Genomic DNA, 14,532 nt, shown 5'->3' on the forward strand with positions numbered 1-14,532 from the left:
GTATGAATAATCCAGCTATTATTGAGCAGACTATTGCTTTTGTAAAGGAAACGCTAACAGATGCTGAAGGCGGTCACGATTGGTTTCATATCCAACGGGTTTTTAAGAATTCTCTTTTAATAGCCAAAGATGAGCCTAAATCGGATCCTCTGGTGGTAGCATTGGGAGCTTTATTGCATGATATTGCCGATGCTAAGTTTTATGACGGCGATGAAACTGTAGGCCCTAAAATGGCACAGGCTTTTTTGGAAAGTATAGATGTAGAGGCTTCCGTTATAGAGCATGTTGTAAATATTATTGAAAACATCTCTTTTAAAGGAGGTAATTTTAATCAGAAGTTTAAATCTTTAGAGCTCGATATTGTTCAAGATGCCGACCGATTAGATGCTATTGGTGCCATTGGTATCGCTAGATGCTTTAATTATGGAGGTTTTAAAAACAGAAAGTTATACGATCCTGAGATTGCTCCTAAAATGAATATGACTAAGGAGGAATATAAAAAAAGCGATTCTCCAACGATTAATCATTTTTATGAAAAGCTTTTATTGCTGAAGGATAAAATGAATACCAAATCTGGAAAGGCAATTGCCAAAAAGAGACACGCATACATGGAGACTTTCTTAAAACAATTTCATGATGAAATCAACGGAATCGTTTAAATATTTTACAGTAAAAGGCGAGCTTTCTGATGCCTTAATAACATCGATCTTAGATATTAATAACGCTGTTTTTGGAGCGTATCAATTGGAAGCTTTTGTTGAAAAAGTAACTGCTGCCAATAATTTATTTTGTGCTTTTGCTGAAAATGAAGGTGTTCTTATTGGTTTTAAAATAGGATATGAGCTCTCGGATGGTGTTTTCTATAGTTGGGTTGGCGGAGTAAGAGAATCATATCGCCAAATGGGAATTGCTAAGAAACTACAGGAGATGCAAGAAGAATATCTTGTTGCACATGACTATAAGATACTCCGTACAAAGTCTACAAATAACTTTAAACCCATGGTAATCTTTAACCTTAAGAATGGTTTTGATATTGTAGGTGTTGAGAATAGCGAACACGGTTTAAAAATTATGTTCGAAAAGGAATTGCCTTAGTTCAATTCCTTTAAAAACTCATGTAAGTTCTCTTCTGTCTCCAGATTTAGCTTTTTCCGTAGTCTATATCGCAATGTTTCTACTCCTCTAATAGAAATATTTAATAAAGGAGAAATCTCTTTATTAGTAAGATCCATTTTTATAAATGCACATAAACGCAAGTCTTTTTTAGATAACTTCGGATTTATTTTATTTAGCTTTTCAAAAAACTGATGATGTACATTTTCAAAATTCACATCAAAGACTTCCATGTATTCTTCTCCAATTTTATGTTGCTGTAGTTTTCGGAAGATGTCTGATATTTTATCTTTAGAAAGTTGTGTTTTTACAAGCTGTCTTAATTCTTTTAAATCTCCTTGGAGCTCTTGTACAATGTCCTTTTTATTGACCAATTGCATGGTATAATTGGCAAGTTCTTTACTCTTCGTAATAACGTCTTTTTCTAATATCTTTTTATCTTCTTCAACTTTTTCTTTATCGTGCTTTAATTTTAAACGCTCTATTTCTAGTTCGAGGAGCTTCTTTGCTTTTAAATTTTCAGCTTGAATCTTGCTATTCTCTTTTTCTAAACTTCTCCTAATTAGCAAGTATCCAATCCATAAAGAAAAAAGGAAGATTAAGATTAATAACACTTTAAATAACGTTGTTTGATACCATTTTGGAGTTACTGTAAATGTGTAAGAGGCAATGTTTCCTTTTCCTCCTTTTAAATCTCTACTTCTTACATTAAAAGTATAATCTCCTGGTTGTAGATGTGAATATTCTTTAAAGTTTGTCTCCGTCCATTCAGACCAGCCTAAATTAAGCCCTTCGAGTTGGTATTGGAACTCTATTTCGCTCCCTGAGATTAAATTTGGGGTTGCAAAATCTATTCTCAGTACATCGGTGTCGTTTGGAAGTTTATGAGAGCTCTCTTCTTTTATAGGAACTAAGGTTTTATGCTGACCTTGAAACATAGTAACTTTTGTGATGTTCGTTTCTACATTTTTATCCTTATTTGCGTTGAGGTTAAATAGGTATACTCCATCTGTAGTTCCTATTAAGACTCTATTTTCTGGTAATGGAAGGATGCTTTCCATCCCGCGGTTTAGTTGTCCTTTTGCTTTTAAAAATGGACGCGTATTTAGTTTGTGTAAAGAATCGCTTTCAGTAAGAAAAGTGATCTCATCATCTTGAACGGCCCATGTAGTATCCCTCTTTTGAAGAATTTTACGTGTGTTTTTTGAAGCATCGAAAATGGAATTTAGTTCCTCGTAAGGTTCAAAAGTATTAATGCTATTATTGTATTCAAAGATTCCCGTGTTACTGGTAAAAACTATATCTCCATTCCATCGGAAAACATTAATATTAAACGGAGATTCAAAGCCATTGGTATCTGTATAATGGTCAATGGAGTACACGTGGTTGTAGGCATTGTTGATTTTAATTTTAAAAACTCCCTTGTAACCATGGCAGATCCAGTAAGTATTCGCTTGATCTGCAGCAATAATATCTCTCGTAGACTCTTCAAAACCAATAATTTTATTTACTAGTTTAAAGCTGTCACCTTCTTTTTTTATTAATTGTAATCCGGTGTAACCACAAGCTAGTAATTCGTCCTCTTTATTAGGGATTATTATAGTTTTCCATGTTCCAGAAGTGGTAATTCTTTCTGCCTTATCGTCTATTATATGGTACAATCCTTTATGATGGCCTATTAATAGTTGCCCTTTGTATTCATCGAATGTCCATGCTTGCCCTTGAAGATCTTCTATTAATTTAAATGATACCTTTTTAGGGTTTTCTGCTTCAAAAGTGGATACATATACGCCTTTATTTGTAGCTACATAGAGTTTATCGTTGAATAATTTGAGGTCATAGATTTTAGAAGACTCAAAGAATTTAAATGAAGAGGTGTCGTAATTTATAAAATCTAGTCCATTGTATTGCATTACCCAAAGACCATTTTCTGTAGTCATAAAATTTAATACCGAGGGATTCTGGATCTCATTAAATGCTTCTGGGTGCGAGGTGAGTTTACCATTAGCATCAAGCATTTTTATTCTGGAACCTAATGTTCCAATTAAATAGTTATCGCCTTTTTTTATGGTACTAACTACAAGGTCTTTATGTTGGTCAGGGAATATGTCTTCCCATAAAGTAAGTTTCTTAGTTTTTAAATTTCCTTTATATATTTTTCCATTTTCTAAGATTATTAAGAGCTCATTAATGTTGTTTGTAGGGAGGATTCCTTTTACTGAAACATTTTTTAAGTCTTCGTTTTTTAATACTAAAGAGAGTTCATTTTTATTTGGGTCAAAGCTTAATATTCCAACGGTCATATCTTGCACATAGTAAGTATTATTCACTATAGAGGCGTGCATGAAATCTGTTGTGGAAGGAATAATAGTTTTTCTATTTTCACTCATCACGATGAGTTCTTTATAGAACCTGAAAATAATATTGTTATCTATTTCGTGTGCTTGTTCTAAATTTTCTAACTCTTGTCCTTCTAATCTAAGCTTTTTTATAAGCGAAGAGTAGTGGTAATTTCCTAAACTATCTCTTGATAATGTTCCGAATTCATTAAACCCTCCCGCATATATGGTACCGTCTGTAGTAGTAAGTAATGAGCGTACGGAAGAGCTGTTTGGAAGCTTTATTTTTTGCCAATCTTCACCGTTGTAAATGAGTATTCCGTCATTGTTTCCGAAGTAAAGTACCCCATCATTACCTATACAAGAGGACCAAAATTCGGTATCACCTTTAAAGTCGTTTCTATAGTAGTGGATAACTTCCGGCTGTGTCGAGATTTCATTAAATATTTCTGAAAAATTCGACTGTGAATGCGCCTCATACGCAAAAATGGATAGTAATAAATGAAAATATAGTAGGCTTAACTTCATCTTAACATTAAATAAATGCCAAAATAACGCTAATAATTTTTAAAATGCCAACGAAAAGTTAAAAAATGTGCTTTTTTAAATAGCTATAAATCAATTAAATATTCTATTTGACGTAGTAAATGAGTAGCTGTTTTTCTACTTGACGTAATTAAAGTGTATGGCTATGTTTATGCAGTAGATTGTTAAATTCTAATTTAGAACCACTAGAATTTATGTCGAAATCGTTTTCGCCTACGGCTAATTTATCAATATGATAATTATAGTCTTAAAAAATGCGATTTTGGCAACAAGCAAACTAACTCATTTAATTCTAACTATTTATGAAGATTAACAAGTATTTATGGTTGTTCTTTATGTTTACAGTAACCTTAGCGGTTGCCCAAACGAAAGAAATAACTGGAACTGTATCAGAAGAAGGTGGAGTCCCTCTACCTGGAGCTAACGTAATTGTAGAAAATTCATCTAAGGTTACTATTACAGATTTTGATGGAAATTATACTATTGAAGCTCAAGAAGGAGATGTATTGAAATTCTCTTACATCGGGTTTACTCCTAAAACGGTAACTGTTGGCGCTGAGGCAACAATTAATGTGTCTTTATCTACAGATACTCAAGCACTAGATGAAGTTGTAGTAGTTGGGTATGGTACACAAAAGAAAAGTGTGGTTACTGGAGCAATATCAAGTGTAAAGTCGGAAGATTTAGAAGATTTACCAATTACAAGAGTTGAACAATCTCTACAAGGTAGAACTTCAGGTTTAACTATTGCTGCCAATTCTGGTCAGCCAGGATCTGCTTCTACAGTTCGTGTTCGTGGAATCACGACTTTTGGAAATAACGATCCGTTATGGGTTGTAGATGGTGTAGTTGTAGATGCAGGTGGTATAGGTTACTTAAACCAATCTGACATTGAGTCTATTGAGGTTTTAAAAGATGCTGCTTCTCAAGCAATTTATGGTGCTCGTGCTGCAACTGGGGTAATTTTAATTACTACTAAGAAAGGTAAATCAGGGAAATTATCTGTTAATTATAACGGTTATACTGGTTTTTCAGGTCCTGCAAGAGAACTTGATTTATTAAATGCTGAAGAGTATGCAACTTTAATGAATGAATCTTCTGTTAACGGTGGAGGAAGTATTTTATATCCAGATCCTTCAGCTTTAGGAGAAGGAACAGATTGGCAAGATGTTATATTTAATAACAGTGCTAAGCGTATCGGTCAAGAAGTAAGCTTGAGTGGAGGTAATGATGTATCTACTTTTTATGCTTCTTTTGGATTGTTAGAGCAAGAAGGGATTGTAATGCCTGAAATCTCTCAGTATAACAGAAAAAATATCCGTTTAAATTCTTCTCATAAAATAACTAAGGCCATTACATTCGGTCAAACAGTTGGTTATTCTCATGAGAAAAATATTGGTATCGGAAATACAAATAGTGAGTTTGGAGGGCCTTTAAGTTCTGCAATAAACTTAGATCCTTTAACTCCAGTTGTAGAAACAGATCCAAATGTAATTAATAGAACTCCATATACAAATGAAGGGGTGATGAGAAATAGTGAGGGGTATCCATACGGAATATCATCTCTTGTTGGTCAAGAAATGACAAACCCGCTAGCTTATCAGCAGACAAGAATAGGAAACTATGGTTGGTCTGATAATTTTGTTGGGAATGCATATATTCAAGTAGAGTTTTTACCAGGATTAAAGTTTAAAAGTACTTTAGGTGGTAAGTTGGCTTATTGGGGTGGTTATAGTTATACTCCAGTTTCTTACCTTAATGCTTCTAATATTAATGCACAAAACAATGTTTCGAAAAACAGCAATAGAGGTTTTGGATGGAATATTGAAAATACATTAATGTATGATAAGAAGTTTGGAAAACATAATTTAAGCGTTCTTTTAGGTCAAGGTACTTATGTAGATAATGATACTAATGGATCTGGAGTTACTTATTATGATATTCCTGCAGATAATTTTTATGATTCTTCTTTTAATTTTGATGTTCCTACAGATCAAATCGATGCTTATGGATATGAAAATCCAGAGCACAGAGTGACATCATTATTCTCAAGAGTAAATTATGATTACGATGAGAAATATATTTTCACAGGAATTATAAGAAGAGATGGTTCTTCAAGATTTGGATCAAATAACAAATATGGTATTTTCCCTTCTTTCTCTTTAGGATGGGTGCTTACAAAAGAAGATTTTTGGAATCCTAGTGAAGTAATCAATCAGTTGAAAATCCGTGGAGGTTATGGTGTAACTGGTAGTGATGCTATTGGAGATTTTAGATACTTATCTACTGTTGGTGGCGGTAGAAATTATACCATCGGAACTTCAAGCTCTGTTACAATTGGTAACAGTCCGGATGCACCAGCAAATCCAGATTTAAAATGGGAAGAAACAAGTCAAACAAACATTGGTTTAGAGGCTCGTTTATTTAGTAATTTCAGCTTGGTTTTCGATATGTATGAGAAAACTACAAAAGGTATTTTACAGAGTGTGCCAATTCCAGGTTACGTAGGTGCGCCAGGATTGCCAGTTGGAAACGTTGCAGATATGCAAAACAGAGGTTTTGATATCGAATTAGGATATGATAGAACTTTTGGAGACTTTGGAATGTCTGTAAATGCAAACCTTTCTTATCTTGAAAATGAAGTTACAAACTTAGGTAACGGAATCGATTTCCTTTCAGGAGGAGAGACAGTTCAAGCAAGTACATATCCTATTACAAGAACTGCAGTTGGAGAAGCTTATAATTCTTTCTACGGATTTAAAACAAATGGAATTTTTCAAACACAAGCAGAAGTTGATGCTTATACAAACGCAGATGGTGATTTAATTCAGCCAAATGCAGTGCCTGGAGATTTCAGATGGACAGATACTAATGGAGATGGTACTATTACTGAAGACGATAGAGATTTCTTAGGAAGTTCAATTCCTAAATATACTTTTGGTTTTACAGTAAACTTAAATTATAAGAACTTCGACTTAATGGTATTTGCTCAAGGAGCTGCTGGAAACGAGATTTTCCAGGGGTTAAGACGTTTGGATATCCAGAATGCAAACTACCAAACTACAGCATTAAATCGTTGGGTAGGAGAAGGAAGCTCTAATAGTTATCCAAGGCTTACTACAAACGATACTAACAAAAACTTCAATAATCCATCAGATTTTTACTTAGAAGATGGTGATTATTTAAGATTTAAAACAATTCAATTCGGATACACATTCCCTTCTGATGTTATTAAAAACATAGGACTTCAAAGAGTTAGACTTTATGTAACAGGAGAGAACTTGTTCACATTTACAGAATACACAGGATATGATCCAGAAATTGGTGGTGGTGTATTTGGTATCGACCGTGGTTTCTACCCGCAAGCAAGAACTGGAATGTTAGGAATTAATGTTCAATTTTAAAATTTAGATTATGACATTTATCAATAGAAAACATAAAATATTAGCACTAGTATTGGTGGCTGCTTTGAGTTCTTGTTCTAAAGATTACTTAGAAGTAGATCCAAAAGGTACTGCTTTAGAAGAGAATTATTATTCTAACGAAACAGAGGCATATTCAGGTTTAGTTGCTGTTTATGATGTGCTCGGAAAGCAATCTAAAGGATTTGAAAACATGGTAACCATGATGAATGCAGGATCAGACGATCATTATGCAGGAGGTGGTGGTGCTACCGATGGAACTGGAATCCAATCTTTTTCTAACTATTCAATCGATGCATCTACTATTCCAGCAAGTTTTTGGAATGATTTTTATCAAGGTGTTTTTCGTGCGAACGTTTTATTACAAAAACTTCCAGACGTTCCAATGGATGAGAGTCTGAAAAAGAGATTTACTGCGGAAGCAAAAACGCTTAGAGCTTATTATTATTTTGAATTAGTAAGATTGTTTAGAAATGTTCCTTTATTAACGGAGCCTCTTGCTACTAGTGAAACTTATAACGTGGTTCAAGCAACTCCAGAAGAAGTATATGCTCAGATCGAAACAGATCTACAGGAAGCAATTTCAGATCTTCCAATGCAAATTACTGATCTTGAAAATGAAGCAGCTCGTTTTTCGGAGGGAACTGCAAAGGCTCTTTTAGGGAAAGTATATTTATACCAAGGTAAAAATGATCAAGCAGCAAATATATTAGCTGAAGTGAATGGTACTCCAGGGGGAAGTAATCCTTATGGGTATAAATTACTTGATAACTACGCAGATCTATGGGTTATTAGTAATAAATTTAATTCAGAATCAATCCTTGAGGTAGCTCATACAGATAAAAGTAATGCCGACTGGGGTAATTGGGGTGCAGGAGACGATGAAGGAAACTCTGTTAATATTATGGTTGGCCCTAGAAACTACTCTAATTCTGGAGGTCCAGATTATGTTTCTGGATGGAGCTTTAATCCAATAACACAGAATCTATATGATGCTTTAAAGAATGACCCTAGATTTGATGCTACGATTGCAGATATTAAGGCATTAAAAGCACAAGGATTAGCAGATTACTCGCCAGGATATTTAGATACAGGATATTTCTTAAAGAAATTCATGCCTCTTAATTCAGATACTTCTACTGGTGGTGGTGCATCAGCATTAAACTACAAGCAAAATGTATATGTAATCCGTTTAGCAGATACTTATTTAATGGAGGCCGAAGCATTAGGCGCTCAAGGAGCAAGAGCACAAGCGTTATTAGATGCAGTAAGAGCTAGAGTAGGATTGCCTTCTGTACCAGTTTCTCAAAATGCAATTATGCTTGAAAGAAGATTGGAACTTGCAGGAGAAGGACATAGATGGTTTGACCTAGTGAGAACAGGGCGTGCTTCAACTGTATTGGCAGATAGAGGTTTTACTGCTGGTAAAAATGAAATTTTCCCTATTCCTTTAAAAGAGATGGAAAACACGCTGATTGAACAAAATCCTAACTACTAAAAAGCAACGAAAATGGTATTTAAAAATATATTTAATAGAAAGACACTTGTAGCGGCTATTGCTGTAAGTGCTATTATTTCCAGCTGCCAGCCTGAGGAAATTAATGAAGGTAACGGGCTTTCAGACCCAAATGTAGATGCTTCTTTTATGATTACAGAAATTGAAGGGGAGTCTAATGTGTTTTTGTTTGAAGCACAAACAGAGAATGTAATTTCTTCTAAATGGGATTTTGGAGCAGGATTACTTCCTGGTAAAATGACAGAAGAAGTATTTTTTCCAGATGCTGGAACTTATGAAATAGTTCACCAAGCTATTGGTAGAGGAGGTTTAACAGGAACTGTAACTCAAGAGCTTGTTGTAGAAACTTCAGACCCTGTTGCAGGGAATATAGTTTTGGGAGGAACGTTTGAAACTTCAGAAGATCACTCAAATTGGAATACTTTGAAAATAAGTGATTCTGGTTCAGAATGGGTTTTTAACGAAGGCAGTGCTACAATTTTTTCTACAGAACAATGGAGTCAAACAGGAATTTATCAGGCTATTGAGGTAGAGAAAGATAAAGAATATTCTATCGATATGTTAGTCTCTGGTGAAGCGAATGGCGATACTTGGTTAGAAGTATATGCTGGAACTTCAGTACCTGTAGAAGGACAAGCATACGAGGACACCAAGATTATGGGAATAAGTACTTGGGACGGATGCGGTACAGCAAAATTCTCTGGAAAACTCTCTAATGTTGGCTGTATAGAAAACACACAAACAAAAACAGTATCTAATAAAGTGACTTTTGCTGAAAGTGGAACTATCTATCTTCTAATAAGAAGTGGAGGTGGATCTATGAATCCTGCTGGAATTACAATCTCAAATGTAGAAATGAGAGGTTCATAATGATATAATTTAATGTTAGCGTTAAGGCCCGTGTTTATCACGGGCTTTTATTTAACTCTTTAGTATGTTGTTAATTAAGTCAAATAGTATATGATCAAAGCAATAAAATATAACCACATAAATATAATGGCGCGAGGCTTACTATTCTTATTAGTTACTTTCTGCCTTATTAATTGCTCGTCATCTTCAGAAGAAGATCCAATAACTCCAGATCCCGATCCTGATCCAAACCCTCCGACTGAAATAACGAATGAAGTTGATTTTTGGTTAACTACAGGAGATAAACAAAACTTATTAAAAAAGCAATCTGATATTATTGCCTTTGAATCAAAAGCGAATAATTTCCAGACTATAGAAGTTAATAATCAAGAATCTTATCAAACAATTGATGGTTTTGGTTTCACATTAACTGGTGGAAGCGCTAAGGCTATAAATTCTCTACCTGCGGGAAATAAAGATGCATTGTTAAAGGAACTTTTTGGATTTAATGAGAATTCTATTTCCATAAGTTATTTAAGAATTAGTATAGGTGCTTCTGATTTAAATGATTATCCATTTACTTACAATGATATTTCTTTAGGAGAAACAGACGAATCGTTAAGTAAATTTTCATTAGAAGAAGATTTAGACGGTGTTATTGCTATACTTCAAGATATTATTGCAATAAATCCGAACATAAAAATATTGGGAACTCCTTGGACTGCTCCAATCTGGATGAAAGATAACAAGAGTTTTATTGGAGGGAGCCTATTGCCCGAATATTACGATGTATATGCGCAATATTTTGTGAAATACATCCAAGAGATGAAAAACTTAGGAATTACAATCGATGCGATAACTATTCAAAATGAACCGTTACATGATGGTAATAATCCTAGTATGTATATGACGGCCGAAGCACAAACTGAATTTATAAAAAATAGTTTAGGTCCTGCTTTTGAGGCTGCTAATCTACAAACTAAAATCATTGCTTGGGATCATAATTGCGATAATCCAGAATATCCTATTTCTGTTTTAAAAGACAATTTAGCATATCAATATACAGATGGTTCAGCTTTTCATTTGTACTCAGGAGATATTAGTGCGCTAACTAAAGTTCATAATGCTTTTCCAGAGAAAAACGTATACTTTACCGAGCAATACACATCTTCAGACGGAAGCTTTAGTGGGGATTTAAATTGGCATTTAAAGAATGTGATTATCGGTTCTATGCGTAATTGGAGTAAGAATGCTTTAGAATGGAATCTTGCCAATGATCAGAACTTCCAGCCCCATACCGATGGTGGTTGTACCGTATGCAAAGGTGGTTTAACTATTAATTCTTCTGGGAATATTACAAGAAATGTAGGTTATTATATCGTTTCTCATGCGTCTAAATTTGTTCCACAAGGTTCTATAAGAGTAGGAAGTAACATTTCTGGATCTCTAATAAATGTGGCTTTTAAAACACCTAATGGAGATACTGTTTTACTTGTTTTAAATGAAGGAAGTGTAGATGAGCAATTTAACGTAAAGCAAGGAGAAGAATGGTTTACTACATACCTAAAAGCTGGTGCGGTTGGAACTTTTATATGGGATAAATAAAATATTACAGATGAAAAAAATACTTTTTATAGCAATCCTTTTCGTAATTAATAATACCTATTCTCAAGGGTTTTTACATACGGAAGGGCAAAAAATAGTAAATGCTGAAGGGCAAAATGTTCTGCTGAAAGGTGTAGGACTTGGGGGTCATATGTTACAAGAAGGATATATGATGAAGGTTCCCTTTTCGGGTCAGCAATATGTTTTTAAACAACATATGGTAGATTTAATAGGAGAAGAGGCAACGGCAGAATTTTACGAAAAATGGCTTTCCAATCATACCCAAAAAGCAGATATCGATTCTCTAAAAAGTTGGGGCTTTAATTCGGTTCGCTTACCGATGCATTATAACCTTTATACACTTCCTGTAGATCAAGAGCCTGTAAAAGGAGCACAAACTTGGTTGGAGAAAGGATTCCAAATGACAGATTCTCTACTGAAGTGGTGTGAGCAGAATAAAATGTATCTCATTCTTGATATGCATGCAACGCCAGGAGGACAAGGACATGATGTAAATATTTCTGATAGAGACCCTTCAAAGCCTTCTTTGTGGGAAAGTGAAGCAAATCAAGAAAAACTAATAGCATTATGGGAAAAGTTAGCAGAAAGATATGTTGATGAAGAGTGGATTGGAGCTTATGATATTATAAATGAACCTAATTGGGCTTTTACGGGAGAAAATAAAAACGGAATTGACGAGCAAGAGAATAAGCCTCTAAAAGAATTAATGGTTTCTATTACAGAAGCGATTAGAAAAATAGATAACAATCATATTATAATCATTGAAGGAAATGGATGGGGAAACAACTATAATGGAGTTTTACCACCTTGGGACGATAATATGGTTATAAGTTTCCATAAATACTGGAACAATAATACTAAGGCTGATATACAAGGATTCTTAGATTTTAGAGAGAAATATAACACTCCTATTTGGCTTGGAGAATCGGGTGAGAATTCTAATGTTTGGTTTCGAGACGCTATAAGTTTAATGCAGGAGAATAACATTGGATGGTGTTGGTGGCCGCTAAAAAAGCTTGGTTTTAATAATCCGTTAGAAATAAAAGTTAATGATGGGTATAAACAAATCTTGAAATATTGGAAAGGGGAAGCTGAAAAGCCTTCTAAAGATACTGCTTATAATGCTTTTATGCAGCTTGCTGAAGACGCTAAGATTGAAAATAATATTTTTCATAAAGGGGTAGTCGATGCTATGATTCGTCAAACTACTTCAGAAGCAATAAAACCTTATGTCAATGTAACTATAAGTAAAAAAGGAATTCTGCAAGCTGCAGATTACGATATGGGACCTATTGGGAAAGCTTATTTTGATACGGGAGCTGGAAATTATTATATCTCTGTTGGCGGAGATAGAACTAGTTGGAATGATGGCTATACGTACCGTAACGATGGGGTAGACATATTTAAAGAAGACGATACAGAACACTTGTATGTAGGAGCTACAGAAGAGGGGGAGTGGCTTCATTATACTTTTAATGTTGCTAAAAAAGGAGATTATAATGTCTCTTTAATTTCTAAATCTACTTCTGAGGGGAACGTGAAAATCACACTTAATAATAAGGAAGTAACATTAGAAATACCTTCATCCGATGCTTGGAAAGCAACAGGTGAAAAACTTGAACTTCAGGAAGGAGAAAACAAACTAAAGGTTGAATTTCTAACAAAAGGAATTCAGTTAAAAGAGATAAAATTTAAAAGATTATAATTGATGTTGAGCTTAAAGAATGCCCTTCTTTTGGGGTTTGCTATTACCGCTATTGCTTGTCAGCAGAAAAAAGAGGAGAAAAATAATGCTTCATTATATATTACAACTTTAGATCAGCAAAAGTTGTTGGAGCAAACGGTAATTCAAGATGATGAAGCTGAAAAAAGTAACTATACAATTACGATTGATACTGCTAAGACTTACCAAGAAATAGATGGTTTTGGTTATAGTTTAACAGGTGGTAGCGCCATGTTGTTGCATAAAATGTCTTCAGAAAAAAGAGGAACCATTCTTCAGGAGCTTTTTGGAAATCGAGAAGAAGATATCAATGTTAGTTATTTACGAGTAAGCATTGGAGCTTCCGATTTAGATGAACATACGTGGTCTTATAACGATTTAAAAAAAGGGGAAACAGATGAGGATTTGAAGCATTTTTCACTTGCTTACGATACACTTTATTTAGTTCCTGTTTTAAAAGAAATTTTAAAGATCAATCCGCAAATAAAAATTATGGGATCTCCATGGTCACCGCCAACATGGATGAAAACAAATAATGATACGCGTGGAGGGAGTTTAAAGGAAGAATATCACCAAGTATATGCCGATTATTTTGTGAAATATATCCAAGCTATGAAATCTCATGGGATTAATATCGATGCGGTAACGATTCAAAATGAGCCTTTACACCCAGGAAATAATCCTAGTTTATTAATGTTGGCAGAACAACAGAAAGAGTTTGTTAAGAATAACTTAGGGCCAATTTTTGAAGCAAATGGGATTCAGACTAAAATTATTGTTTATGACCATAATGCAGATAGACCAGATTATCCGATTTCTATTTTAGACGATCCTGAAGCTGCGAAATATATAGATGGTTCTGCCTTTCATTTATATGGAGGAGAAATTAATGCTTTATCTGAAGTTCATGAAAAGCATCCAAGCAAGAATTTATATTTTACAGAGCAATGGGTAGGAGCTCCTGGTGATTTTTCTCAAGAAATGGAATGGCATACCGAGAACTTGATTATTGGAGCAACTCGTAATTGGTGTAAAACTGTTTTAGAATGGAATCTTGCAGCAGATGAAAATCAAGATCCGCATACCGATAGAGGAGGTTGTGACCGTTGTTTGGGGGCAATTACAATTAAAGGAGATGAAATAACGAGGAATCCTGCTTATTATATTATCGCTCAAGCTTCAAAATTTATAGCACCAGGAGCCATTCGTATAGCTTCAAATACTAGCGAATCACTTCCCAATGTAGCCTTTAAAACATCAGAAGAGATTATTTCTGTCATTCAGAATAAAACGGAAAAGACACAGCATATTTCCGTTAAAATTGGAGAGGAGAATCTAACAATAGAATTGCCTGCAAAATCTGTTGGAACATTAATCCAACCTACTACCATTAGATAA

At 34.4% G+C, this 14,532-nt stretch carries 9 protein-coding genes; 8 read left to right on the forward strand and 1 reads right to left on the reverse strand.

What is annotated here, in order from left to right:
* Positions 1 to 2 precede the first annotated feature (2 nt).
* Together JM658_RS02825 and JM658_RS02830 are read left to right on the forward strand one after the other, a co-directional pair.
* A complete protein-coding gene (locus JM658_RS02825) occupies positions 3 to 659 on the forward strand; it encodes an HD domain-containing protein (RefSeq protein ID WP_236957708.1) in 657 nt (218 codons plus the stop codon).
* Positions 634 to 1,095, forward strand: coding sequence for a GNAT family N-acetyltransferase (locus JM658_RS02830; protein ID WP_236957709.1), 462 nt, complete (start codon positions 634 to 636; stop codon positions 1,093 to 1,095). The genes JM658_RS02825 and JM658_RS02830 overlap by 26 nt, the downstream gene beginning before the upstream one ends.
* Here the strand turns inward: JM658_RS02830 and JM658_RS02835 are convergent.
* Entirely contained in the window at positions 1,092 to 3,980 is a 2,889-nt protein-coding gene (locus JM658_RS02835; protein WP_236957710.1) for a helix-turn-helix and ligand-binding sensor domain-containing protein, read from the reverse strand. The genes JM658_RS02830 and JM658_RS02835 overlap by 4 nt on opposite strands.
* Positions 3,981 to 4,300: 320 nt before the next feature.
* Between JM658_RS02835 and JM658_RS02840 the strand changes: the two genes are divergently transcribed.
* From JM658_RS02840 to JM658_RS02865, 6 genes are all read left to right on the forward strand, one after another.
* Complete coding sequence (locus JM658_RS02840) at positions 4,301 to 7,402, forward strand: SusC/RagA family TonB-linked outer membrane protein (RefSeq protein WP_236957711.1); 3,102 nt, start codon at positions 4,301 to 4,303, stop codon at positions 7,400 to 7,402.
* Positions 7,403 to 7,412: 10 nt separating this feature from the next.
* A complete protein-coding gene (locus JM658_RS02845) occupies positions 7,413 to 8,918 on the forward strand; it encodes a RagB/SusD family nutrient uptake outer membrane protein (protein WP_236957712.1) in 1,506 nt (501 codons plus the stop codon).
* A 12-nt stretch (positions 8,919 to 8,930) separates the two neighbouring features.
* Positions 8,931 to 9,806, forward strand: coding sequence for a hypothetical protein (locus JM658_RS02850; protein ID WP_236957713.1), 876 nt, complete (start codon positions 8,931 to 8,933; stop codon positions 9,804 to 9,806).
* Positions 9,807 to 9,896: 90 nt separating this feature from the next.
* On the forward strand, positions 9,897 to 11,390 hold the full coding sequence (locus tag JM658_RS02855; RefSeq protein WP_236957714.1) for a glycoside hydrolase family 30 protein: 1,494 nt from the start codon (positions 9,897 to 9,899) through the stop codon (positions 11,388 to 11,390).
* Between the two features lie 10 nt (positions 11,391 to 11,400).
* The gene (locus tag JM658_RS02860) at positions 11,401 to 13,116 is read left to right on the forward strand and encodes a cellulase family glycosylhydrolase (protein ID WP_236957715.1); all 1,716 of its coding nucleotides are present in this window, start codon (positions 11,401 to 11,403) and stop codon (positions 13,114 to 13,116) included.
* Positions 13,117 to 13,119: 3 nt separating this feature from the next.
* On the forward strand, positions 13,120 to 14,532 hold the full coding sequence (locus tag JM658_RS02865) for a glycoside hydrolase family 30 protein (protein ID WP_236957716.1): 1,413 nt from the start codon (positions 13,120 to 13,122) through the stop codon (positions 14,530 to 14,532).

Origin of the sequence: Joostella atrarenae (assembly GCF_021764745.1) — a bacterium.
GTDB lineage: Bacteria > Bacteroidota > Bacteroidia > Flavobacteriales > Flavobacteriaceae > Galbibacter > Galbibacter atrarenae.

Coding starts and splice junctions, on each gene's coding strand:
- JM658_RS02825 (WP_236957708.1), top strand. CDS start 3: ATGAATAATCCAGCTATTATTGAGCAGACTATTGCTTTTGTAAAGGAA.
- JM658_RS02830 (WP_236957709.1), top strand. CDS start 634: ATGATGAAATCAACGGAATCGTTTAAATATTTTACAGTAAAAGGCGAG.
- JM658_RS02835 (WP_236957710.1), bottom strand. CDS start 3,980: ATGAAGTTAAGCCTACTATATTTTCATTTATTACTATCCATTTTTGCG.
- JM658_RS02840 (WP_236957711.1), top strand. CDS start 4,301: ATGAAGATTAACAAGTATTTATGGTTGTTCTTTATGTTTACAGTAACC.
- JM658_RS02845 (WP_236957712.1), top strand. CDS start 7,413: ATGACATTTATCAATAGAAAACATAAAATATTAGCACTAGTATTGGTG.
- JM658_RS02850 (WP_236957713.1), top strand. CDS start 8,931: ATGGTATTTAAAAATATATTTAATAGAAAGACACTTGTAGCGGCTATT.
- JM658_RS02855 (WP_236957714.1), top strand. CDS start 9,897: ATGATCAAAGCAATAAAATATAACCACATAAATATAATGGCGCGAGGC.
- JM658_RS02860 (WP_236957715.1), top strand. CDS start 11,401: ATGAAAAAAATACTTTTTATAGCAATCCTTTTCGTAATTAATAATACC.
- JM658_RS02865 (WP_236957716.1), top strand. CDS start 13,120: ATGTTGAGCTTAAAGAATGCCCTTCTTTTGGGGTTTGCTATTACCGCT.